Source organism: Spirosoma pomorum, assembly GCF_054776615.1.
Window position 1 is genome coordinate 1 of sequence record NZ_BAAHBP010000021.1, and the last position, 23,592, is coordinate 23,592.

Below are 23,592 nucleotides of genomic sequence, written 5' to 3' on the forward strand. Positions count from 1 at the left end.
AGGCGGCAGGTGGAGGTGGTGAGAGCCATGGAGCCGAGCCGTACTAATGTGCCCGAGGGCGAGTTGCCATGTATACGTTATTTTTATGGTGGTTGTGTATGTGTATTTACTCTCTGTGAGGAAAAAGACGAAAGGTATTAGTGGACAGTGAGCCTGCGGGCTTGGTCCACTGGAAGATATACTTAGGTTGGTGTTGTTAAGGCGGGTGGTCACCTCTATCCATTTCGAACAGAGCCGTTAAGCCCCGTACTGCCGATGGTACTGCTGTCACAAGCGGGAGAGTAGGAAGGTGCCACCTAAGATTTTGTGAAGCGAACAGAGCCGATCTCAGACGAGGTCGGCTCTTCGCGTTTATATGCGTTTTCGTTTTACGTAATCGGACTAGTTATAACATAAAACGTTTCTTGGCGGAAAAAATCTTTAGAGCATTATTTTGATGAATAAAGTGTTTTGCCGGATAAACCAGTACTGGTTTATCCGGCAAAACACTTTATTGAGCGTAGTTGATTATTCCTAGCCAAACTCACATCCATTCCCAGGCGCTCTGGTATCCGTTAAGCGACTCGGCGTAGGTAATAAAATCAGCGTAAAAGGGGAGACCGGCTAGCGTAGCGCTGTCACCAATGATGATGAGCTTTTTACGCGCTCGGGTCATCGCTACGTTCATTCGTCGAACGTCCGCTAGGAAGCCGATTTCAGCCTGTGCGTTGCTACGCGTCATGGAGATGTACACAATATCGCGTTCTTGCCCTTGAAAACTGTCGATCGTGTTGACCGTAATCCAGGAGCGATACGGTTGCAAAACGGATGTGTTGGCTAGTTGCTCATTGAGGACACTAAGCTGTTGTTTATAAGGAGAAATGACAGCAATACTAGGATATGATTCTGGTGAGTAGTGCTGGCTTAATCCCTCCGTTAATTGTGTCAGATGCCGAATCAGCAAAGCGGCTTCTTCTGGGTTCGTTGAGCTGGTACCGTCCAGTTTTTCCTCGAAACCACAGCCTGCTGTATCGATAAATACCAGTGAGCTATCCCCCGGAAACAGGGTGTGCGTTGCCACGGACGCATGCGCTCGAAGTTGATTCTGATAGAATATCTGCGACGAATACCCCATAATGTGCTCATGCATTCGGTATTGCTCCTCAAGTAACGTAACAGAGTCGGGATGCAGCGTCACGCTTTTTTCCAGGAGGGTGGTACTTAGTCCCTTACGGGCCGCTTCATTCGATTTGATGGTTGGGGAGAGCTGGCAGTGGTCGCCCGCGAGAATAAGCTTCTGAGCTTTTAGAATGGGAATCCAGCAAGCAGGTTCCAACGCCTGACCAGCTTCGTCAATGACGACGGTCTGAAAAGTAAGATCGCGTATGGTGTAGTTAACTGAACCAACGAGTGTTGCCGTGATGACCTGCGCGCGCGCAAGCAGGTCATCGATAATGTATTGCTCCGTGTTGGCTACATCTTTCATAATTCGATGAGCTTCGTCGAACAGCGCTTTACGTTGCTCGCGCTCAGCTTTCCCGAAATTACGCTTGTACTTATGGGCCATGTTCTTGAATTCACCCGCCTGCTTTTTGAGCTTCTTGCTCTCCTTCATCTGCGGGTGCTCGCTCATTTTGTGATCAAGCGTAAGCGCCGTCAGCCGGTCGGATATACGGGCTGGGTTACCGATGCGAATTACATTTAGCCCTTGTTCATGAAGTTTTTCGCTAAGCAGATCGACCGCGGTATTACTGGGAGCCACCACCAGGATGCGTTGTTTGTCTCGTTGAATCAGCGCCTTGATGGCCTGAACCAACGTGGTGGTTTTACCCGTACCGGGAGGGCCGTGAACAATGGCCAGTTCATTAGCCGCCAGAATATTCCCTACAGCCCGGAGTTGACTGGGGTTCAGCTGTGGAATAGCGGGCGTGGTAAGTTGCGTATGAAAACTGGGAGAATGGTCGCCGATGAGAATACTGACCAGCCGATTTTTCTTTGTTTCAGCCAGCATACTAGCCTGCTTTAAAGCTGCCTGCATTTCATCGTAGGTCGTGTCGTCGAATAATAGCTCGATTCCTAATTTGCCATCGCGCGACCACTCGGGCAACTCATCCGTATGTAAAGTGATTTTAAGCCGGTTACCGCTCTGAAACGAAACGGTTCCCTCTACCCGGTCGGTTTTAGGGTCGTGATTACTGAAAAACAGGGCAGGCATACCCGCCCTGAACTGATGAGCTATGTCCTGATGCGTTGTGCGTTCTACTTCAACGGTAAGGTAATCTCCGCGGCTTAATTCAGATCCCCGAATGGCAATAGGATACCAGACGAGACCGTTCGCCCGGCGTTCGGCGATAGAGGTAGACTCTGTCAGGCGATGGTATTGATCCCGGTCTTCATTTCGCTCAATCTTTAATAAATCCAGTAATCTGGTAAAGTAATTCATGCACAAAGGTAACCCAAAACTAGGGGTATTACAGGGCCAAATCAGCCCTGAATTGCGCACATGAGGGGGGAATTAAATAATAAAAATCTATGTAATCTATTGATTTGTAGGGTTTATGATACTTGTTGTCCGAAGGGGAAATACTCTTTTTACTTTATATACTACGTTAGTGGAAGAATGGGTGTAAATTAGCTTGCAAACGAAAACACCGCCTGTATGCCCATAGTAAAGGAAACTTCGATTCAGACAAATTTTAAACGAGCTAAGATACTAGTTATCGATGACAATGCAGACCACTGGCATCTAATCAAAAATGCCATGCAGCAGTGTTTAAATGAAGTTATGCCGATTTGGGCAGGCTCGTCTCAGCAGGCCTTGTCTTTGTTGAACGACTGGTGTCAGGAGGAATGGGAAGTGCCCAAATTGATTTTGCAGGATCTGTATTTACCCAGCCGGGAAGAAGGGTGGCAGCTTTTGGCGCAAATCAAAGCGCTGCCGGCTCCCTGTAGTCGGATTCCGGTCGTCATGTTTAGTTCGTCTAACGACGTCGATGATATCAACGAAGCTTACCAGCGAGGTAGTTCTTCGTACCTGGTTAAACCGCTTACGTTTCCGGAGTGGGTGGCTTATTTCCAGGAACTACGTTCGTACTGGTGGGAAACTGTTACGTTGCCACCCATGAGTTTTTCTGTCCTCTAGACAAGTTACTACAAACTGACGTGGCTTTTCGAATGAATAAACGCGGGAAGTGCCACGGTCTGCAGCCAGAAATTGCAGGCTCGTTCAATAATGGCAACAAGGGACGAAGAGTCGCTGGATAGAGCAATAACGGAATTGGCCTGTAATGCGTAGCCCGCCAGTACTGATTCGTCTTTGGGTTGCACTAATAGAATCACCGGAATATAATTTAGTTGCCGATTCGCTTTTAGTTGCTGGAGTGCTCGTAGGCGTTCCTGCATGGCAGTACGGGCATCCAGAAATAACAACGCAGGAAGCTCATTAACCGATAACTGCCCCAGTAAGCTAGTTAGATCGGTACTCTGCCCGAGCGCATAAAATTGGTGTGATGGCCAGCGATCCTTTAAGGCTACTTTAGCCAGTTCGCTAGCGCGCGTATCATCAGAAACCAGCATCACATAAGGTTTTTCCTCGGCCTGGGGTTGTGGAAGTGCCCGTTTGACAGCTACCTTCTCCTGGGTAACGGGCGGGCTGACCGCCACTTGCGTTTGGAGCTTACTCACCACCTCTGACCAGCGCCGACGACTTATTGGAAACGTATCGCCAGTAACCAGCTGAATCTCGCCTGACATTTTCGGGCGAGGGGGCTGGTGAAGGCTTTGGACACTGGTAGGGTTGATCAAAATTGTCTTATGAACCCGTACAAAATTGGGAAGCAGTGTTTCCAGGTAACTAATGGGTTTCGCCAATAATTTCTTCTGACCATCCCGGTAGTGAAGCCAGCAATAGTTGTTAGCGCCGGAAAAATAAGCAATCAGTTCAGGGTGTTGAAGAGCAGGCTTTATAACACTCATAATATCGTTCGTTACCTTGACAAGACAACTGACTTACCAGCAGCTCAGCGCCACATTCAGAAAGCCAGAAAACAATGTAACGGATTCGTATGGGTAAAGTTGACAACGGGTAACACCAGCTACTTTATATGTCAAAATAGTGAGGTTGTGGACCCCTGGGTCCGCAACCTCACTACTAGTCTTGTTCAGTCGTTAGGTAATCGGGCTGGCGATTTGCTTACTTAACAACGGAAAGCGGATGAGCATCGCGGGAGTTAAGTAACCCGGCTGGTACATCTAGCTCACCGGTTTGGGGATCGATCAGTCCGTTACGTTCGTCTTCAATATTGGTTGCCTGGGTGTAAATATCACCCGCAATGGGATGTTTACGCAGCTCATCCTTAAAAAGTCGAATACGTTCCGCCCGGTCTTCGGCTTCGTCGGGACCACCGTAATTGACAAAGCCAAAACCGCCCCACTCGCTAACGATCAAAGGAACCTGACGCCGGTAGAAAAACGGATCGCCAACAACCAGCGGAAAGGCCGCAACGCCCAGCAGTTCACCTGCCACCAGTCGCTGCAATAACTCCTGCCAGCGGTGTAAATCGGGGGTGTAGAGATGAGCGGTCAGTAAATCTGACTTCAACCGTCCTTCGAAGGAAATGTGATGCCAGCCGTCATTGTCCACAACCAGAAACTGGGGGAAAGCCAGCTGCATATAATGGTACGTGTCAATGATATACCGACGCGTATCGGGATTGGTGGCAATATCCTCAGCGCCCCAGTCTTCATTGTATAAACTCCAGATAACAACCGAAGGATGCGTGCCGATCAGCGCCACCATGCGTTGCAGTTCAGCCTGATGATTCTTGCGGCTCAGGGGCGTAGAAACGTGCGGACTGGGAACTTCAACCCACAGCAGAAGCCCTAGTTCGTCGGCCAGGTTATAAATGCGCGGATCGACTCCCGCAATATGTACCCGGACGAGATTGCACCCTAGTTCTTTCATCGATCGCATGTGCTGCTGCATCTCGTCGAATGTAGCTGTGCCAGGCTGATAAAGAATGCCGTCGAGGTAAATTGGCTCGTTGTTGAGATAAATATGTCGCCCACGCGCTTCAATTTTGCGGAGGCCGAAATGCGTTTCGATTTGTGCCGTATAGCCCGTATTGTCGATCAACTGCGCAACCAGCTTATACCGGACAGGCGTTTCGGGCGCCCACAACTCGGCCTCCTCCAGATCGAGCACCAGTCGTTGTTGCTTCTGCCCGGCATCTAACCGGATCGGATAATCGGACGAAGCCATTGGCGTTGCAGCGCCCGGCGCAAACACCTGTAGCCTAATCATGTAGTCTCCCGGATCGTGGATGCGCGTTGTCAGGGTAAAACGCACGAGCCGGTCTTCGACGATACTAAACACGCCCACTCTGGATCGCAGTCGATTGCGCTCTACCGTTTCGAGCCAGATGCTACGGACGGCACCCGTATACGTTTGGTACCAAATGCCACCCCGTTTGAATACGTGCGACTCCTGTTTACCCCGTGGTATTTCGGCGTCCATCGTATCCGCGATCCGTACCGTCAGCCGGTTTGTTTCCCGAAGCCATTCATCGGGTAACTCGTACGAGAAGGATGTGTATTCACCAAAGTGAACGTCCTCATTTTCGATCGTATGCAACAGGTGACCGTTGAGCCAGACACGTGTTTCGTAGCCACAGGCACCGAACGTAAGCTGAATGAGCGACGATGCCTGCGATTCACTACGGACAGGCAACGTAAACTCCCGTTCGTACCAGGCTACTATTTTGTCCTGCCAGCCCGTTGACGCTACCTGTCCCCTGGCCTGGGCCATATGATCTTCAATGGAACCAGGCCAATGTACCGTCCCGTCAAACGAGTGCCCCACAAACCAGTGATCGGTCAATCCCAGATCATCAGGGTCAAGAGAAAATCGCCATTCCCCATCCAGCAGGAGATAGTTATTAGGACGTAAGACGGCTCTGGGCAGCTGGTTGACGGGTTCCGCCAAGTCATCGACCTCGGACCGACTGGCTGAAAAACTCATGTTCGGTTGCTTGGACTCCATACTGGTTCAGGAAAGTTAAGAACATTACGTTCTGTACTAAAGGAACGTAATAACGTGCCAATTCAACCTGTCAGTAACAGTAAAGGTTACTATTTATGAGATGTCGGTAAGGTAATTAGCTAAGAGTCAGTAGGAAATAGTGGGAGAGGCCCGATGTAATAAATGACTTTCGGGGGGATACGGTTCTAGGTGAAGATTCCCATCCTACCTTTACGTTCGTTCTGTAGATAATAGATAATGTACGAATGGAGAATTTTAACGAGGTATTTGACCATTCTGATCGTTTACCCAACCAGTGGAGTGGGCATGACTTTGAACAGTGTACGTTCCGGAAGCTGGAGCTGTCAAAGAATGAATTAAACGGCGCTAATTTCATCAACTGCCGTTTTGAGTCGTGCGTACTGACGCAGGCAACCCTGAAAAATACTAAACTGTACGACGTAAGCTTTACGGATTGTAAACTCCTATACGTCGATTTTGGTACGTGTAATCCCTTCGGCTTCCACGTTAACTTCGAAGAGTGCCAGCTGGATTACGCCCTTTTTCTGAACCGCAAGCTGAAGAGAGGCCGGTTTACGGAGTGTTCCCTTCGGGAAGTTCAGTTTCTGAACTGCGATCTCACCGGAACCGCATTCAGGCGGTGTAACCTGGAGTTAGCCCGTTTCGAACAGAACAACCTAAGTCAGGTCGATTTTTCGAGTTCCTACAACATCAGCCTGGACCCCGACGAGAATAAGCTCAAGAAGGCCCGCTTTTCCCTGCATAACTTGCCTGGTCTGCTGAAGAAATACGAGTTAGTTATTACGGAGTAGGGAGAGCCGGTCGGCTATAGTCCAGGTCTGTCGGCTACAGAAATATTCCGGTGAGCCTCTGCCTGAATAAAAATTGACTAGCGGGACGATAAAGTCGACGGTTGTCCGTATGTTACGCCCAATAAAAAAGCCGTTACTGATGAATCAGGTAACGGCTGTAAGTCTAAGTAGCGGGGAGCAGGATCGAACTGCCGACCTTAGGGTTATGAATCCTACGCTCTAACCATCTGAGCTACCCCGCCTTGTTGATGGCACAAAAGTAGGCAAAAATTGTCAGCAAGCAAACAGGCTCGTTGACTTTCGCAAAAAAAATCGTTTACCTTTGCTCATACCCCCTTTTTTAATGGCTGATATGGAGAAAATTAAATTTGTAGTCGAATACGAGCTTCGGGCGTCTCCTAAAGTACTCTTCCCGTACATCAGTACGGCATCAGGCCTTTCGCAATGGTTTGCCAGCAAAGTAAATACGCTACCGGAGCAGCGACTCGATTTTCAATGGGACAATGAAAGCCACATTGCCCGTCAGGTGTCCATGCGTCAGAATAAAGGGGTGCGGTTTGAGTTTCTGGAGACGGGGGATGCCGAAACGGAAAATAACTACGTTGACTTCCGGGTAGATCAGTCTGAACTAACCCAATCCACCTTTCTACGCATTACTGACTACTCGCCGACGACGGATGAAGACGAACTCTACGATCTCTGGGATGGTTTACTGGATAAGCTGAAAGAGATTGTCGGTAGTTAAAAAATACTAAATCTACCTACATAGACCGACTTTTTACCGACCGCTGGCGTTTCGTCAACAGGTGCGCGTATCTGTCTCGCTTCAGCCTATGTCTTAACCGGCTGCATGAAAAAAATAGATAAACTAGTACTCGGCTCATTCTGGGGGCCGTTTGTCCTGACGCTCGGCGTTGTCATTTTTATCTTCCTGATGCGACTGTTGATGTTTTACATCGACGAGTTCGTTTCCAAAGACCTGGACATTGCTACGTTCGGGCGGTTGCTTTTTTACTTTGCCCTGCTCACAATCCCTACCGCGTTGCCGCTGGCCGTTTTGCTGTCGTCGCTGATGACGTTTGGTAATCTAGGGGAGTTTTTCGAGCTGACGGCGATGAAAAGTGCCGGAATTTCCCTGACAAGGGCTATGCGGCCGCTACTGGTAACTGCGCTATTCATTAGTATTTTCTCGTTCTGGTTTAACAATAAGGTGTCACCCTGGGCTAACCTCAAGGGGTATAGTCTGTTGTATGATATTAAAACAGCGAAGGCAACGCTGAACCTGAAGGAAGGAATTTTCTACAACGACCTGCCTGGCTACAGTATTAAAGTAGATACTAAGGTAAAAGCTCCCGAAGAGAGTACGACGGGCGATCTCCTCAAAGGGTTGGTCATCTACAAACAGGCGACTAACGGCGTTGAATCGGGCAATCGGGAAATTATTCTGGCTGATTCAGGGCGGATGTATACCGACAAAGATCGGACGTACCTGGTATTTGAGCTCTTCAACGGCAACGATTATCAGGAGTATAGTAGTAACAGCTCGGTCAGCTACGCCAGCAACGGGGTCAATCAGGGCGGTCAGTTTGTCCGGAACGGGTTTAAAGATTACCGGCTGGTTATCAGCCTGGAATCTTTCGGGATCAAGCGTACCGACGAAAATCAGTTTGAGTACCATGAGTTCATGAAGAATCTGGGCGAACTGACGACGCTGACCGATTCCTTGAAGAAGGATTACACGAAGACCAGTCAGAACGTCGCTACTACATCGCGGCAGTATTATAACTACCAATTCAAGGCGAACGTAACGCCACCGGTTGTCACGCCAGCTCAGCCCAAACCGTTGAAAACAGGAAAATGGGTTGACTCGGTGCTCGCTAAAAGGCCAGCACCCCAGTCGGCCGTTGCGCAGATGGCTTTGGGACAAGCGCAGAACATGCTGTCGTACGCCAGCTCGAACGTAACGTACCTGAATGATAAAGAAAAAAACATCTGGCGCTACCAACTGGAAACCCAGCATAAATTTACCCAGTCGGTGTCGGTTTTTGTCATGTTCCTGATTGGCGCGTCGATGGGAGCCATCATCAAAAAAGGCGGTTTTGGCCTGCCGGTACTGGTATCAATTATCTTCTTTATCCTGCTCTACGTCCTGACACTGACGGGTGATAAATACGCCAAGGATGGATTGCTATGGGTACCATTGGGTGCCTGGATGGCTAATCTGGTCCTGTTTCCGATCGGTTTATTCCTCATGCAGCGCGCTCGTCACGATTCACGCCTGTTTGATAAAGACGTTTATGTGATTGCTTGGCAGCGACTCAAGCAGCGGTGGCAGGCCCGTCGCCAGCGATCGACTGAGCCAGCTGAAGCAGCCTCAGTCTAAAAATTGGGTGTTTTTCCGGAAAATGGCTCAGCAAAGAGCAATGCCAGACAAAAAATCCTGAAAATTTATTACCTTTGCCCCCTCAATTTATCTCAATTATTCATTTATTAGCTGTCTGAAGATGTATCTAACGACCGAAAAAAAACAGGAGATCTTCTCCACCTCGGGTCATGCCAAAAGCGCAACGGACACCGGGTCGGCCGAATCCCAGATCGCGCTGTTCACGTACCGGATCAGTCACCTGACCCAGCACCTGAAAGTTCACAAGCACGATTACGGCACACAACTGGGTCTGTTAAAATTAGTAGGTAAACGCCGTCGTCTGCTGAACTATCTGCTCAAAAAAGATATCACCCGCTACCGGGCTATTCTGGCCGAGCTCGGATTACGTAAGTAATCAATCTCCATAAAGAAGGGAATCCACGCAAGTAGATTCCCTGATTTTTTTGGTTTATTAAGTACCAGAACGTATTCTCGAAAACAAGGACTGTTTCAAGAACTGGAATGGCCTGTTTTGGGGTTATACCGCCAAGTAAAGCTGTTTTTGCTGTAACGCTGTAAGAGAAGGGAATTTTAAAAGTTATCTATGTTTAACATCACCACGCAATCCGTTGCGCTGCCCGATGGGCGGGAAATTACCATTGAAACCGGAAAACTAGCCCGTCAGGCGGATGGTGCGGTGGTCGTACGGTTGGGCGACACCATGTTGTTGGCCACCGTTGTTTCGAATAAAGACGCGAAAGAAGGCGTCGACTTTCTGCCGTTATCCGTTGATTATCAAGAGAAGTTTGCGTCGGCTGGACGAATCCCTGGTAGCTTTCAGCGCCGGGAAGGTCGCCTGGGCGATCACGAGATCCTGATCAGCCGCCTAGTTGACCGGGCGCTTCGTCCTATCTTCCCTGATAACTATCATGCTGATACCCAGGTGATGATCACCCTGATTTCGGCTGATCCTGAGGTGCAGCCCGATGCCTTAGCGGCTCTGGCGGCATCATCAGCCCTGGCCGTATCGGATATTCCGTTTAACGGACCAATTTCGGAAGTACGGGTGGCAAAAATCGATGGTCAGTACGTTATCAACCCGAAAACGGCTGATATCGAACGTGCTACGATCGACCTGATTGTAGCCGCTACCGAGAAAGATATCTGTATGGTGGAAGGTGAAATGAACGAATGTTCAGAAGCCGAAGTCGTGGAAGCGCTTAAAGCAGCGCACGAAGCCATCAAAGTGCAATGCCAGGCGCAGAAAGAACTGGAAGCGAAAGTGGGAAAGACCGTAAAGCGGGAATACAACCACGAAACGCACGATGAAGAACTGCGGGCTGCCGTTCGGGCGTACTGCTACGACAAAATCTACGAAGTAGCTCGTCAGCAGAACCCGAGCAAGAAAGGGCGTGCCGAAGGTTTCCGCGCTGTGCGTGAAGAATACCTGGCTACCTTCCCCGAAGATGCTGTCGTAAATGTTGGCCTGGTCAAAACCTATTTCCACGATCTGGAATGGGAAGCCTCCCGTCGGCTGGTGCTCGACGAGCGGACTCGTCTGGATGGTCGGGCGCTTGACCAGATCCGGCCGATCTCAGCGGAAGCGGGTTACCTGCCTGGTCCACACGGATCGGCGCTGTTTACCCGGGGAGAAACCCAGTCGCTGACGACGGTAACGCTCGGTACAAAAACCGATGAGCAGATCGTTGATCAAACCATGTATCAAGGATTCAGCAAATTCCTGCTACACTATAACTTCCCTGGTTTTTCGACGGGTGAAGTAAAACCAAACCGGGGCGCTGGTCGTCGCGAAATTGGTCATGGTAATCTGGCTCACCGGTCAATCAAAAAGGTATTACCACCCGAGGAAGAGAACCCATACACGATTCGGATCGTATCGGATATTCTGGAATCAAATGGTTCATCATCAATGGCTACTGTTTGTGCGGGTACCATTGCGCTGATGGACGCTGGGGTCAAAATCAAAGCACCCGTAGCAGGGATTGCCATGGGCTTGATTTCGGATGGCGAGAAATACGCTGTGTTGTCGGATATTCTCGGTGATGAAGATCACCTAGGTGATATGGACTTCAAGGTAACGGGGACTGAAAAGGGAATCGTTGCCTGCCAGATGGACCTGAAAGTAGACGGCCTATCGTACGAAGTACTAGCGCAGGCCCTGGAACAGGCGCGTGCAGGTCGGCTACACATTCTGGGTGAAATGCGGAAAGGTATCGCCGAGGTACGTTCCGATCTGAAACCACACGCACCACGCGCCGTTGTGATCAAGATTGATACGAACCAGATCGGTGCCGTTATCGGACCCGGCGGTAAAGTCGTTCAGGATATCCAAAAAGATTCAGGTGCGATCGTCAACATTGATGAGCACGACAATGCCGGTTGGGTCAGCATTTTTGCCACCAACAAAACGAGCATGGATAAGGCCGTGTCGCGCGTGAAAGGGATCGTCGCTGTACCAGAAGTAGGGGAAACCTATGTTGGTAAAGTAAAGACCATTCAGCCGTTTGGCGCGTTCGTTGAATTCATGCCGGGTAAGGACGGCCTGCTCCACATTTCGGAAATTAAATGGGAGCGTCTTGAGTCGATGGAAGGCGTTTTACAGGTTGGCGAAGAGGTGACAGTCAAGCTAATAGACGTCGATAAAAAGACCGGAAAATACCGTTTATCTCGGAAGGCACTGCTGCCGAAACCAGAGAACAAAACAACCTAGTTAAATGTTACCTACACGCGTAATACGACGTCTGAGAAAGGCGTTATTTAGTCACGCCACCGGTGTAAACGTACTATGAGACAGCTAAAAATTTCAAAACAAATTACCAACCGCGAGAGCCAGTCACTGGATAAATACTTGCAGGAAATTGGTAAAGTAGATCTGCTTACGCCCGATGAAGAAGTAACACTGGCGCAAAAAATCCGGGAGGGAGATCAACTCTCGCTGGAGCGTCTGACAAAAGCAAACCTTCGCTTCGTGGTGTCGGTAGCCAAACAATATCAGAACCAAGGGCTTTCACTGGGTGACCTGATTAATGAAGGAAACCTGGGATTGATCAAAGCCGCCCAGCGTTTTGACGAAACCCGCGGATTCAAATTTATTTCGTACGCCGTATGGTGGATTCGTCAGTCGATCCTGCAGGCGTTGGCGGAGCAATCACGGATTGTTCGTCTGCCTCTGAACCGGGTTGGTTCGCTGAACAAAATATCGAAAACGTTCTCCGACCTCGAACAGAAATTTGAACGGGAGCCATCGCCTGAGGAGTTGGCCGCCGTGCTCGAAATCTCTGCCGCTGAGGTTGTTGACACGCTAAAAATTTCGGGTCGTCATGTCTCGATGGATGCACCTTTCGTTCAGGGTGAAGAAAACAGCCTGCTGGACGTATTGGAAAATGACGGCGAAGACAAGCCTGATTCTGGACTGATCAACGACTCGCTTCGTAAAGAAGTGCAACGCGCGCTGTCTACGCTGACCCAGCGTGAAGCCGACGTGATCATGTTGTACTTCGGTCTGAACGGCGAGCATGCTATGACGTTGGAAGAAATCGGTGAGAAGTTTAATTTGACCCGTGAACGCGTTCGTCAGATTAAAGAAAAAGCAATTCGACGCCTACGTCACACGTCTCGGTCAAAAGCGCTGAAGACGTATCTAGGATAAGGTACCTTTTCATACAAAAAAGCCCTCTGCGAAAGCGAGGGCTTTTTTGTATCTATGGATCAGCTGCAGAGATCAGTCTTTTCCCAACTTGTTTATTAGCGAGGTGATCGTCGAAGATACCAAAACCAAAAAGGCCGAGTCAATTCGACTGGGCCTTTTTGGTTTTGGTATTTTGGTACTGCATTAATTCGTATAAATCCAGGCGCGAGTGCCAGTAATGTCACTTATTGTTTCGAGGTCAGCAATCACAACGTCCCGATCTGGGGAACCCGTGGCGGCTACCTTATATAATTGGCCTTTTTGTGTAGGAACGATAACAAAAGCATCGTCGTAACCGGCTTTGCGAAGTTGCCGCTTCAGGCGCTGAGCGTTTGCTTTGCTGGCGAAGCTGCCAGCAATCACCGTAAAATGGGGCGTCGAACGAACGGCTACTGCCGGAGTTTCAGTTGGCGTAGGAGTCGGTACTGAAAGAGCAGTAGGTTGCACCGAAGGTACTGATGCAGGCTCGGGTGCTACCACCGTAGGTGTCACCTCTACAGGAGATACTGGTTCAGGTGACTCACTGGTTACCGCTGTTACCTTGTTATTGGCAGGGACAACATCAGTCTGGGCCGGGGTGGTTTGCTGAGCAGGACTGGCAAACCAGGTAGCCGGTAACCGAAATAAATTGGCTGGATCGACGCTGCTTTGTAGCGGTTGTCCCGGTTTGATAACCGAGAAATAACTAACCAGACCAAGTGAACCAATCAACAGTACGGCTGCAGCATATCGCCAGTAAGAGCGAGCCGCGGGCAAAGGCATAAACACGGGTTCGTGCTCCAGTTGCCGAACCGGACCGAGCGCTACCGTTGGCGCTACTTCAATAAGTTGGGGCTCGATCGCTTGCGGTACTAATGCCCGGGCTGTTAAGGCCGTCATTCCATAGGCATCGCCAAAAAAATTGTGCCGCAGGCTTGGTTCAAATTGAAGTCGACTTTCCTCGTTGTAGGTGAATGTGCCGATTCCATCCAGGTCAAAATGACCCTGTTCCTGAATCTGCTGACGTAACCCGTCCACAAACCGGCCGATATGACGCTGGGCGCCCTCGCGGGTAAGCGGCTCATGCAGCATGATGTAATTCGCCAGAATACCGTCGTCGAGCCGTAACGCTTCGTTGAAAGCGACCCGTTTGCGGGGTGGGAGAAAGACTCCACTGGCTTCCACGAATGTAGCAGGCTGGTAATGCGTCAGGAAAGCTCCCAGGTCAGGAACGACCACGCAGTCATACTGATAAAGAAGCTTTTTGAGATATTCGTTTACAGATGCCATCGAATGCCGGGTCGGTGATTAGAACGAGTAACTAATTCCTCCCAGAAAGTTAAGCCCTTGGGTTGGATAATACAAATAGCGTTGATAGTTCTGACCAATGATATTATTTAACGAAACGAAGGCCGCTACCTGTTTACCCAGGAAATAGTCAATTTTTACGTTGAGGTCGTAAATAGGTTTCAACGTATAGACGGTATTAGTGACTAGGTTTTTATTTTTGATGCCCTCTAAAAAGTACAAATCAGCGGTAACGAATAACTTTTTGTTCAGGGTGTAAGAGTTGGTCCAGGAACCCGCAAAGCGAGGACGTCCCCACGCTTCGGTAAGCCGGTCGAGACCGTAGCGGAAAAAGTCGCCTTTCAGCGTCGAACGGAATTTATCTTTCTGGGCGTAGCTGAGTTGCCCCGAAACGGTCAGCAGTTGGGCGAGGCCGCCGTCGTAAAGAACAAAGAATTTACTGGTGTCGGGTAGGGTGTTATTGAAGGTCGAGAAGTTCCGGTACCGGGCAAATGACACCTTCCCTTCGTAAGAGAATCCGCCACCCAAAGCACCTTTGGAACCCCCGTAGATATCCAGCGCCTTAACAGTGTTAACCAACAGGACCTGAGGAGATAACCACTTATTCTCACCGAGCAGCGAACGGAGCGTATTTCGGTTAATATCGCCGTCTAAACCCGCAAAAAAGTGGATGTTGCCGGCTGGTACTACGTCTATATCCAGCACGGGGAACGCGCGGGTATTGTTGATGTTCTGGCGCTGGTCGGTTTGGTTAACGGCATTGATACCGGCCGTAATGGTGAACAGAGAAGATGTATATTTAAACGTGGGTTTAACCCGGAACAGGTTGCGGTTGTCGACGATAGGGCCATCGGTACGCTGCGTTACGTATGCATCGGCCGCTACCAATGCGAAGAAATTATCGCTGATGCCCAGCGACGCGTTGAAGTTGGTACCCCAGTCAAATTCCCCGGCATTGTACAAATCGCGTAAATTCGTAATGCCCGTCTGTAGCGAGTAATCAATAGCATTTTCGGCGTTTACATTCTCGATACCGATCTTGATATTGACGGTATTCAGGCGTTGCCGAATCGCGTCGCGGGAAACGCCTTCGGTGCCGGCAAACGCCCGGCTGTAGCCGTAAAAGCCGTATGAATTACGATCGAAGCCTAGATCGGCCTGTAGCTTAAAGGCATCCGTCAGGTACTTACCCGTTACGCGGGCGCGGGTATCGCTCTGGCCCGAGTTTCGCCCGTCGACCGGACCAATGGCCGATGACAGATGTCGGGCCGATGCTTCGAGCGACAGGTTTGAGCCGTTATCAACGCCCACAAACCCTTCGCCCAGAAACGAGCTGTAGTTGCCCGCACCGAGCTTGACGTAATTGGTGTAGGCTGGGTTCTCCTCGGCCTGGGTGGCCGACGGGGCCAGTACGCCGGGGGTGATACGTGGGTCGCCGACAGTTAGCTTCCGATCTTCGAACTCATACATCATTTTCCGCTGTTCGGCCGAAGGCTTAACCGATGGAATGCGGTTAAAAATTCGGTTAGCGGGAGGCAGCTCGATTCGGCGACTCTTCTCGATGGTAATTTCCTGCGTATCTACTTCACCCTCCTTGACGGGACGCGTAGGGCGCTGCTGCGCAAACAGCGTTGTCGACAGCAGCAATGAGGACAGCAGTAGGTAGGAACGATTGGGATGATGCATATACATTGAAACTGACCGGAACAAACAACAGGGAGAGGAGGCTTTTATTTGCCTTCCAGTCCCGTTAGTTTTTGTTTGGCTTCGGCAATGATTGTCTGATCCGATGAGTTTTCGATGATGGAGTTTAGAACGGCTTTAGCCTGGGCTAATTCATCCTGCGCGATATTGTTGTCGGCTACCAGCAGGAACGCTTTTCCCTTCCAGTACTCGAACTCGGCAAAATTCTCGTTGAACTTCAGCAGCGCAGCAACGGATTCCTTGTACTTTTTCTGCCGGAACAGGATGTCGCCGAGGTAGTACTGCGCTTCGGCACCGTTTACGTCCTTCGCCAGCGCAATCGTCTTGTCGAACTCCGTTTTAGCCGTTTTGTAGTCATTTCGCGCAAAAGCTACTTTACCCAGCATCAACTGCGCCCGGTTCTGAGCGCCCGGTACGATGCTGCCGCCAGCGGCTAACTCGCGGGCAATTGTCAGGGATGAATCTAGCTTGGGGTAAACAAAGTAGGTATCCATCAGGCCCAGTTGCGCCGTTACCTGATCCGCCCGGTTTTGCGCCCGGTTCAGTATCGCCCGGTAGTTCCGAATGGCCTGGCTGTAATTTTTCTGGCTGTTTTCCAACTCCGCAGCCCGCGTAGCGGCCCGTACCAGAAACTCCGTCTGGTTGCTGGCAACGACCTGATTGTAGTAGCGAATGGCGCTGGCCGGATCGTTGGTCTGCCGGTACGCTTCGGCCAGGTAGAACCGGGCTTCGTTCAGGTTCGGGCTGGCCGGATAATCCTGAAGGAAGGACTGCAGCGACTGAACGGCCTGATCGTACTTCTCGCTGAAATAAATGTTCTTGGCGTTGTCGAACTGAACGCGCTCCACGTTGGTGCTGGTGGGGTTACTTTTCTTGTACTGGCCCAGTACCTGCGAAAATTCTTCGGGACGCCCGGCGTCGTTGAGGGTATTTTGTATGCCCAGCAGCGCACTCTGTGCCTGTTCTGAATCGCCGTAGTCGGCCAGTATTTTCCGGTAGTCGCCAATGGCGTTGTCATATTGTTGCAGGTTCCCGTAAGCAATAGCTCGCTTCAGCAGGGCGGCTGGTACCAGCGCACTCCGTGGCTTATCGCGAATCAGCTTGGTAAAACCCTGAATAGCGGCCTGGTACGATCCTTTTTCAAAGTCTACGTTCGCCGTTTGTAGCAGCGATTCATCCACGAAACGAGAATTAGGGAACTGCCGTTGCACCTGATCGAATTGCGCTTTGGCTTCCGCGTCGCGGCCCACGTAACTCAAGATGACGGCTTTCTGGTAAGCGGCATAGTCTTTATCCGGCGCGTTCTGAGCAATGGCCTGATCGTAGGCGCGCATGGCGTTTTCGTACTGTTTACCGGCAAAATAGCAGTCCGCGAGTCGAATGGTGGCATCCTGAACCTGGGCGGCTACATCAGCTCCGTCGGCGCGGCTACCTTTGCTCACAAAATCGCGGAAATAGGGGAGTGCCCGGCTGTACTCTTTCTTGTTGTAGTACGCATACCCAAGGGCGTACAAACTCCGGATGGCATAATTACCCCCGCCCTGGCTAACGGTGGTGTAGAGTGGAATCGCTGTATCGTATTGACGCCCCGCCGAATAAGCTTCGGCTTTCCAGAACTGAGCCCCCTGTTGCAGGTCTTTATCGACCGGAAACTTCAGGGATTTGTCCAGGTTTGCTACCGCCTGTGGGTACCGTTCAGCGTTGAAATCGCTCACGCCCTGGTTGTAGGTCAGTCGTTGGTACGTACCGTTGATCTTGGGTGTTCGGCGTTTGAGTCCCTCGATGTAGGCAATGGCGGCCGGGTAATTGTTCGAGGCAAAATAAGCCTCGCTGATGAGTTCGTTGGCTTCATTTTCAAACTTGCTGCCGGGGTAATCCTTCAGAAAGACCGTCAGTTCTTTCACGGCATCAGCTCCATTGTTCTGGTCCAGTTGCAGCTTGGCGTGGTTAAACCGGGCTTCTTCCTGAATCTCGCGGTTGTACGACAATCGACCGGCCTGATCGAAGGACGATAAGGCAAATGTTGGGTTTTGTGTCTGTAAGTAACTAATGCCCAGTGTATAGGCTGCGTATTGCGCCGTGGTGTCTTTGCCGCCCGACAGCGTTTTCAACTGCGTAATGGCATCCTGGTACGAATTGGTCCGAAACAGCGACTGGCCGTACCGAAAACGAACGGCCCCCGGCGTGCGGGCACCCGCGGCCGTTACGTATCGTTTGTAATACGGAATCGCTTTCGCGAACTGGTTCTGCTGGTAATACACCTCAGCGGTGAACAGCGCTACATCATTCAGGTTCGCTGCGGAGGAACGTTGGAGCAGCGGTTCCGTGTAGGCCAGCAGATCATTGAACCGACGCTGGCGGTACAGGGCCTGCGCGATCCAGTTAGGCACCTGGTCCTGGTAGAGCGGATTCTTCTCGATCTTGCGGAAGTCCGTGACCGCTTCGTTGAAGTTCCGGTTCTGGAAATTGATCGCTCCGGCGTAGTAAGACGCAGCTGGTGCATCCGGCGAGCTGGCGTCATTCTTTACCTCGTTCAGCAACGGAAGCGCCCGTTGCAGATCCTGAGTGTTGTAATAGGACAGCGCCAGCTTGTATTTATTGGCCGTCTGTTGGGCGTTGCTGCCCCCCTGAGCAATAGCCTTCTCCAGAAAACCCGCGGCTTTGGCGTAATCCTGCCGGTTGAAGTAGTACGAGCCCAGATCGCCGTAGAGCTGGCTGGCTTTGGGGTGTTCGCTGTGGTTCTTGACAAAACGATCCACGAGCAACTCGGCGCCCGGCTCGTCGACGTACAGACTCGTCAGGGCCACGTAGTATTCGGCCTCTACCACGTTCTGATTATTCGTGTTCAGCAGCGTGCGGGAGCCGTTACCGCGTAGGGGCTCCAGATACTGTCGGAATTCGTAACGAGAGGCTGCGTAATTATTTTTTTCAAATAACTCCAGGCCGTTGCGGTAATGATAATCGGGTTCGGCGTAACTCTGGGTGCGCTGGGCCGAAGCTGCCAGCGTCGTAAACAGCCCAAGGATCAGCGTAGAAACGAAGCGGCCGGTTAACGAACCGACTGACTGGGCATGATCCAACTGGGTTTGGGAATGGGGCATAAACAAAATCAACGGTTGTGAATGCTTGGATTGCGTCGTAGCTTCGCTGACGAATTGCCAAATTTCAGGTCAAATCTGGACAAAAAACGAAGCATTCCGCTTTTCCGTATGAAAAAAAACGCCCAGCTACTTTATTTACTTACTGTCTGGACATTTTTTGCCCCCCTTTCCATATCCGCCCGACCAGGGGCTGCGGAAGAACCAAATCCGGCCGCGCCGATCCCTAGTGTTACGTACACACTGGCTATGCCGGAACCGCAAACGCACTACTTTGAGGTGACAATGCAGTTAAAAAACGCAGCCGTCGCAACGGCTGCGAAGAAGAACGGCTACGTTGATATCAAGATGCCCGTCTGGACACCGGGGTCCTACCTGATCCGGGAATACGCCAAGAACGTGGAAGGCTTTACGACAACGGCCAATGGCAAACCAGTGCGCAACGAAAAAATTCGCAAGAATGCCTGGCGGGTGTACACGAACGAAGACGAGCTGACCGTTCGCTACCGCGTGTACGCCAACGAACTCACCGTTCGGACGAGCTTCGTGGATGCCGACCACGGCTACGTGACCCCCGCCAGTATGTTCATGTTCCACGATGCGCTCAAGAACCAGCCGCACCGGGTCATTGTACAACCCTATACCACCTGGAAAAACGTCGCGACGGGCCTGAAACCAGTCACGGGCGCTACGTACACGTACGAAGCGCCGGACTACGATTTGCTAGTTGACTCACCGATTGAGATCGGTAACCACAAAACGTTCTCGTTCTCGGCCAGTAACGTACCGCATACGGTGGCGATGTTCGGCGAGGTGGATTACGACGAAAAGCGGCTGGCGGCTGACTACAAACGAGTCTGCGAAACAGCTGCCAGCGTGGTGGGCGAGCATCCCTGTAAAGACTATACATTTATCGTGCATCACATTCCGCAGGGGGGCGGTGGCCTGGAACACCTCAACTCCACAACCCTGGAAACGAATCGCTTTGCCTATTCGACCGAAGCGAACTACAAAGGCTTCCTGACGCTGGTAGCCCACGAGTATTTTCACCTCTGGAACGTCAAACGAATTCGACCCATTGCCCTCGGTCCCTTTGACTACGAGAACGAGAATTATACCCACATGCTCTGGCTGTCAGAAGGTTGTACGTCGTTCTACGAGGATTATATTCTGCGCCGGGCGGGTTACCATACGCCCGAAGCCTACCAGGATATTATCGCGCTGGACATTACCCGGGTTGAGAACCAGCCGGGAAGTCATGTACAGTCGGCGGCTGAGTCGAGCTGGGATGCCTGGATCAAAGAATATCGGCCAAACGAGAATTCAGCCAACACAACGATCTCCTATTACAGTAAAGGAAGCGTGCTGGGGACTTTATTAAATCTGGCTATTCTGTCGGGAAGTAAAGGAGAAAAGAGTATGGACGACCTGATGCGGTATCTATACAACGAATACTATAAAAAACAGAAGCGTGGCTTTACGGACGAGGAATTCCGGCAGGCGGCCGAGCAAATCGCCGGTCAGCCCCTGAATGATTTTTTTGCTATTGCTGTCAATTCGGCCGAGCAGATCGATTATAACCGCTATTTCGCTCCGGTGGGGCTGCAACTGCAAAACCGGGCGGCTAAAACGCAGGACGGCTACCTGGGCGCAGCTACGACCGTAAACAACGGAAAAGTGTACGTAACGGGTGTGCGTCGCGGCTCCGCTTCGTACACGGACGGGCTGAACGTGGGTGACGAAATTATTTCAGTCGACAGCGTGCGGGTGGGTGACGATCTGTTGCGACTCATCAGCGGTCGCCGGGCGGGCGAAACGCTGAATGTACTGGTAAACCGGGGTGGCTTTTTACGTCGGCTGCCCATTACCCTGACGACAAATCCGCTGGCGAGCTACCGGCTGGTGCCATTGCCCAATCAGACCGCCGAACAGAAAGCGTTGTATACCAAGTGGCTGTATATCAATTAACGACCCGTTCGGGAAAGACAACAGCCGATAAAAATTACGGAGATAGATGATTGTAGTATCATGAATTTTCGTTAATAGATTAATTCGGGCTAATGATAGACCGTTTTTGAGTACGATTAAACATACCTTTTTTACATGGACTCGTTTCAGATTCAAAAAGCTCCGACCGTATACGACGTAATCGTCGTGGGTTCTGGTGCCGGGGGCGGCATGGCGGCTTATACCCTCGCTAAGGCCGGCGCTAAAGTAGCGCTGCTGGAAGCTGGTGGTTATTTCGACCCTGCCGATCCGAAGTACATTACGCAACTGAAATGGCCCTGGGAGTCGCCCCGTCGTGGCGCCAGCTCAACTCGTCCCTTCGGTGATTTCGATGCCGCCTGGGGAGGCTGGGACATCGAAGGAGAACCGTACACAACGGCAAAAGGAACGGAGTTTCACTGGTTCCGTTCGCGGATGCTGGGTGGCCGGACCAACCACTGGGGTCGGATTTCGCTTCGCTTTGCGCCCGACGATTTTCGCCGGAAAAGTATGACGGGGGTGGGTGAAGACTGGCCGATCGGCTACGATGATCTCAAACCATTCTACGACCGGGTTGACCGCCTGATTGGGGTCTTTGGCTCGGTCGAAAACATGCCATCTGAACCGGATGGGATCTTCCTGCCTCCGCCGAAACCACGGCTGCACGAGATGATGATCCGGAAAGGCGCCCGTAGTATCGGTATTCCCGTAATTCCATCGCGGCTGTCGATCCTGACCAAACCCATTAACGAAGAGCGGGGGCAGTGTTTCTACTGTAGCCAGTGTGGCCGGGCCTGCCAGGCCTACGCCGATTTCTCGTCGTCGTCGGTACTGGTTAAACCAGCCCTGAAAACGGGGAACGTAACGCTGGTGAACGGTGCCATGGTACGCGAAGTGCTGACTGATCCGGCAACGGGCTTGGCAACCGGCGTGAGTTACGTCAACACCCAGACACTACAGGAGGTAACCGTAAAAGCTAAAGTCGTCGTGCTGGCTGCCAGCGCGGGCGAAACGGCGCGGCTGCTGCTCAACTCAAAATCGAGCCGGTTCCCGACGGGACTGGCCAATTCGAGCAATGTGGTCGGTAAATACATCAACGACTCAACGGGGGCTTCCCGTTCGGCCTTTGTTCCGGCGCTGATGGATCGCAAACGCTACAACGAAGATGGCGTTGGGGGTATGCACGTCTTTACGCCCTGGTGGTTAGACAACAAAAAACTGGACTTCCCCCGTGGGTACCACATTGAGTACTGGGGTGGTATGGGCATGCCCGCCTACGGCTTTGGCTGGGGGATCGAAGGCATGAACGAAATGATTCCGGGTCGTGACGGAAAGAACAAACCCGGCGGTGGCTACGGCGCTGGCCTGAAAGACGATTATCGCCGGTTCTACGGGGCGTACGTCGGGATGGCCGGTCGCGGAGAACCCGTCCCACTCGAAAGCAACTACTGCGAAATCGATCCGAACGTCGTGGATAAATACGGTATTCCCGTACTCCGGTTCAACTACAAATGGTCGGACTACGAGGTGAAGCAGGCTAAGCACATGCAGGATACCTTCGAAGAGATCATCCACTCGATGGGCGGCATCGCGCTGGGTAGAAAGCCAGGACCCGAGAACAACTACGGTCTGGAAGCGCCCGGTAAGATCATTCACGAAGTAGGTACGGCCCGGATGGGTAAGGACCCAAAAACATCGGCGCTGAACGGCTATCAGCAGGCCCACGACGTGAAGAACCTATTTGTGGTGGACGCGGCTGCGTTCCCATCGCAGGGCGATAAAAACGTAACGTGGACGATCCTGGCGTCATCCATGCGCACATCGGAGTATCTGATTGACGAAGTGAAAAAGAAAAATATCTGACCATGAAACGCAGAGATTCCTTAAAAGCTTTATCGCTGACGGGTTTCGGCCTGGCCGTTACGCCCGTCGAAGCCGCCGTTCCAGCTCCACCCGAAAAACCGCTGGTTGTTCCGGGTGGCCGTCAAAAGTTTGAAGCTGAGCGTGATGCCAAACTGAACGCGCAGAAGTTCTTTACGCCCCATGAGCTTCAGACCGTAACGGTACTGTCGGATATCATTATTCCGGCTGATGAGCGGTCGGGGAGTGCCTCGCAGGCCGGCGTGCCGGCTTTCATCGAGTTTATGATGAAGGATATGCCGCAGAATCAGACCCCTATGCGGGGCGGTATTCGCTGGCTGGACAATACCTGCACGAAGCGCTACGGTAAATCATTCGTTGAGTGTACGAAAGCGCAGCAGATCGAGCTAGTGGACCAGATTGCGTACCCAAAGCTGGCTAAACCCGATATGACGCAGGGCGCGGCTTTCTTTACGCTCATGCGTAACCTGACCGCTTCGGGCTTCTATAGCAGCCAGATGGGGGTGAAGGACCTTGGTTACGTTGGCAACGTGCCTAACCAGTGGGACGGTGTTCCCGAAGACGTCCTGAAACAGTACGGCTTGGCCTACGAAGAACGCGAACTACGCGGTTACGATTACAAAGGTTAAGTAAGACTTTACCACTAACAGCCGAAGCCCCGTTCATTGAGCGGGGCTTCGGCTGTTAGTGGCTAAACCGGAGTTCAGGGTAACTAGAAGATAAGCTCGATA

General features: G+C 51.4%; 16 protein-coding genes, 1 tRNA gene and 1 rRNA gene. 11 read left to right on the forward strand and 7 right to left on the reverse strand.

Going from position 1 to position 23,592, the window contains the following annotated elements:
• Positions 1-186: 186 nt before the first annotated feature.
• Positions 187-298: ribosomal RNA gene (rrf, locus tag ACYVAD_RS11620) — 5S ribosomal RNA — on the forward strand.
• 225 nt (positions 299-523) lie between these two features.
• On the opposite strand, the gene ACYVAD_RS11625 is transcribed toward rrf, so the two are convergent.
• The gene (locus ACYVAD_RS11625; RefSeq protein ID WP_461139663.1) at positions 524-2,422 is read right to left on the reverse strand and encodes an AAA domain-containing protein; all 1,899 of its coding nucleotides are present in this window, start codon (positions 2,420-2,422) and stop codon (positions 524-526) included.
• 216 nt (positions 2,423-2,638) lie between these two features.
• Here ACYVAD_RS11625 and ACYVAD_RS11630 point away from each other — a divergent pair, with 216 nt between their 5' ends.
• Complete coding sequence (locus ACYVAD_RS11630; protein WP_461139664.1) at positions 2,639-3,121, forward strand: response regulator; 483 nt, start codon at positions 2,639-2,641, stop codon at positions 3,119-3,121.
• An 8-nt stretch (positions 3,122-3,129) separates the two neighbouring features.
• Here the strand turns inward: ACYVAD_RS11630 and ACYVAD_RS11635 are convergent, their stop codons facing one another.
• The gene (locus tag ACYVAD_RS11635; RefSeq protein ID WP_461139665.1) at positions 3,130-3,954 is read right to left on the reverse strand and encodes a response regulator transcription factor; all 825 of its coding nucleotides are present in this window, start codon (positions 3,952-3,954) and stop codon (positions 3,130-3,132) included.
• A gap of 217 nt (positions 3,955-4,171) precedes the next feature.
• Positions 4,172-6,019 (reverse strand): glycoside hydrolase family 2 protein, encoded by a 1,848-nt coding sequence (locus ACYVAD_RS11640; protein WP_461139666.1) that lies wholly within the window; start codon positions 6,017-6,019, stop codon positions 4,172-4,174.
• Positions 6,020-6,264: 245 nt separating this feature from the next.
• On the opposite strand from ACYVAD_RS11640, the gene ACYVAD_RS11645 reads away from it, so the two are divergent.
• Complete coding sequence (locus tag ACYVAD_RS11645; protein ID WP_461139667.1) at positions 6,265-6,831, forward strand: pentapeptide repeat-containing protein; 567 nt, start codon at positions 6,265-6,267, stop codon at positions 6,829-6,831.
• A gap of 168 nt (positions 6,832-6,999) precedes the next feature.
• Here ACYVAD_RS11645 and ACYVAD_RS11650 read toward each other — a convergent pair.
• A tRNA-Met gene (locus tag ACYVAD_RS11650) sits at positions 7,000-7,073 on the reverse strand.
• Positions 7,074-7,183: 110 nt separating this feature from the next.
• Between ACYVAD_RS11650 and ACYVAD_RS11655 the strand changes: the two genes are divergently transcribed.
• From ACYVAD_RS11655 to ACYVAD_RS11675, 5 genes are all read left to right on the forward strand, one after another.
• The gene (locus ACYVAD_RS11655) at positions 7,184-7,576 is read left to right on the forward strand and encodes an START-like domain-containing protein (RefSeq protein WP_461139668.1); all 393 of its coding nucleotides are present in this window, start codon (positions 7,184-7,186) and stop codon (positions 7,574-7,576) included.
• Positions 7,577-7,681: 105 nt separating this feature from the next.
• The gene (locus tag ACYVAD_RS11660; RefSeq protein WP_461139669.1) at positions 7,682-9,214 is read left to right on the forward strand and encodes an LptF/LptG family permease; all 1,533 of its coding nucleotides are present in this window, start codon (positions 7,682-7,684) and stop codon (positions 9,212-9,214) included.
• A 121-nt stretch (positions 9,215-9,335) separates the two neighbouring features.
• Positions 9,336-9,611: a 30S ribosomal protein S15 gene (gene rpsO, locus ACYVAD_RS11665; RefSeq protein WP_176567427.1), complete on the forward strand. Its 276-nt coding sequence runs from the start codon at positions 9,336-9,338 to the stop codon at positions 9,609-9,611.
• Positions 9,612-9,800: 189 nt separating this feature from the next.
• Positions 9,801-11,927: a polyribonucleotide nucleotidyltransferase gene (gene pnp, locus ACYVAD_RS11670; RefSeq protein ID WP_461139670.1), complete on the forward strand. Its 2,127-nt coding sequence runs from the start codon at positions 9,801-9,803 to the stop codon at positions 11,925-11,927.
• 75 nt (positions 11,928-12,002) lie between these two features.
• Positions 12,003-12,866, forward strand: a complete 864-nt coding sequence (locus ACYVAD_RS11675; protein ID WP_176567429.1) for a sigma-70 family RNA polymerase sigma factor — start codon at positions 12,003-12,005, stop codon at positions 12,864-12,866.
• A gap of 183 nt (positions 12,867-13,049) precedes the next feature.
• Here the strand turns inward: ACYVAD_RS11675 and ACYVAD_RS11680 are convergent, their stop codons facing one another.
• The 3 genes from ACYVAD_RS11680 to ACYVAD_RS11690 are packed head-to-tail and all read right to left on the reverse strand — an operon-like array spanning position 13,050 to position 18,997.
• The gene (locus tag ACYVAD_RS11680; protein WP_461139671.1) at positions 13,050-14,174 is read right to left on the reverse strand and encodes an HU domain-containing protein; all 1,125 of its coding nucleotides are present in this window, start codon (positions 14,172-14,174) and stop codon (positions 13,050-13,052) included.
• A gap of 18 nt (positions 14,175-14,192) precedes the next feature.
• Positions 14,193-15,878, reverse strand: coding sequence for a TonB-dependent receptor (locus ACYVAD_RS11685; RefSeq protein ID WP_461139672.1), 1,686 nt, complete (start codon positions 15,876-15,878; stop codon positions 14,193-14,195).
• A gap of 44 nt (positions 15,879-15,922) precedes the next feature.
• A complete protein-coding gene (locus ACYVAD_RS11690; protein WP_461139673.1) occupies positions 15,923-18,997 on the reverse strand; it encodes a tetratricopeptide repeat protein in 3,075 nt (1,024 codons plus the stop codon).
• 108 nt (positions 18,998-19,105) lie between these two features.
• On the opposite strand from ACYVAD_RS11690, the gene ACYVAD_RS11695 reads away from it, so the two are divergent.
• The 3 genes from ACYVAD_RS11695 (at position 19,106) to ACYVAD_RS11705 (ending at position 23,490) form a co-directional block, all read left to right on the forward strand.
• Positions 19,106-20,962 carry a M61 family metallopeptidase gene (locus ACYVAD_RS11695; RefSeq protein WP_461139674.1) on the forward strand — a complete coding sequence of 619 codons (1,857 nt, stop codon included), beginning with the start codon at positions 19,106-19,108 and terminating at the stop codon, positions 20,960-20,962.
• Between the two features lie 135 nt (positions 20,963-21,097).
• Complete coding sequence (locus ACYVAD_RS11700) at positions 21,098-22,843, forward strand: GMC family oxidoreductase (protein ID WP_461139675.1); 1,746 nt, start codon at positions 21,098-21,100, stop codon at positions 22,841-22,843.
• Between the two features lie 2 nt (positions 22,844-22,845).
• A complete protein-coding gene (locus ACYVAD_RS11705; protein WP_461139676.1) occupies positions 22,846-23,490 on the forward strand; it encodes a gluconate 2-dehydrogenase subunit 3 family protein in 645 nt (214 codons plus the stop codon).
• Positions 23,491-23,592: the final 102 nt, after the last annotated feature.

Coding starts and splice junctions, on each gene's coding strand:
- pnp (WP_461139670.1), top strand. CDS start 9,801: ATGTTTAACATCACCACGCAATCCGTTGCGCTGCCCGATGGGCGGGAA.
- ACYVAD_RS11630 (WP_461139664.1), top strand. CDS start 2,639: ATGCCCATAGTAAAGGAAACTTCGATTCAGACAAATTTTAAACGAGCT.
- ACYVAD_RS11695 (WP_461139674.1), top strand. CDS start 19,106: ATGAAAAAAAACGCCCAGCTACTTTATTTACTTACTGTCTGGACATTT.
- ACYVAD_RS11635 (WP_461139665.1), bottom strand. CDS start 3,954: ATGAGTGTTATAAAGCCTGCTCTTCAACACCCTGAACTGATTGCTTAT.
- ACYVAD_RS11640 (WP_461139666.1), bottom strand. CDS start 6,019: ATGGAGTCCAAGCAACCGAACATGAGTTTTTCAGCCAGTCGGTCCGAG.
- ACYVAD_RS11705 (WP_461139676.1), top strand. CDS start 22,846: ATGAAACGCAGAGATTCCTTAAAAGCTTTATCGCTGACGGGTTTCGGC.
- ACYVAD_RS11675 (WP_176567429.1), top strand. CDS start 12,003: ATGAGACAGCTAAAAATTTCAAAACAAATTACCAACCGCGAGAGCCAG.
- ACYVAD_RS11690 (WP_461139673.1), bottom strand. CDS start 18,997: ATGCCCCATTCCCAAACCCAGTTGGATCATGCCCAGTCAGTCGGTTCG.
- ACYVAD_RS11700 (WP_461139675.1), top strand. CDS start 21,098: ATGGACTCGTTTCAGATTCAAAAAGCTCCGACCGTATACGACGTAATC.
- ACYVAD_RS11685 (WP_461139672.1), bottom strand. CDS start 15,878: ATGCATCATCCCAATCGTTCCTACCTACTGCTGTCCTCATTGCTGCTG.
- ACYVAD_RS11655 (WP_461139668.1), top strand. CDS start 7,184: ATGGAGAAAATTAAATTTGTAGTCGAATACGAGCTTCGGGCGTCTCCT.
- ACYVAD_RS11680 (WP_461139671.1), bottom strand. CDS start 14,174: ATGGCATCTGTAAACGAATATCTCAAAAAGCTTCTTTATCAGTATGAC.
- ACYVAD_RS11645 (WP_461139667.1), top strand. CDS start 6,265: ATGGAGAATTTTAACGAGGTATTTGACCATTCTGATCGTTTACCCAAC.
- rpsO (WP_176567427.1), top strand. CDS start 9,336: ATGTATCTAACGACCGAAAAAAAACAGGAGATCTTCTCCACCTCGGGT.
- ACYVAD_RS11625 (WP_461139663.1), bottom strand. CDS start 2,422: ATGAATTACTTTACCAGATTACTGGATTTATTAAAGATTGAGCGAAAT.
- ACYVAD_RS11660 (WP_461139669.1), top strand. CDS start 7,682: ATGAAAAAAATAGATAAACTAGTACTCGGCTCATTCTGGGGGCCGTTT.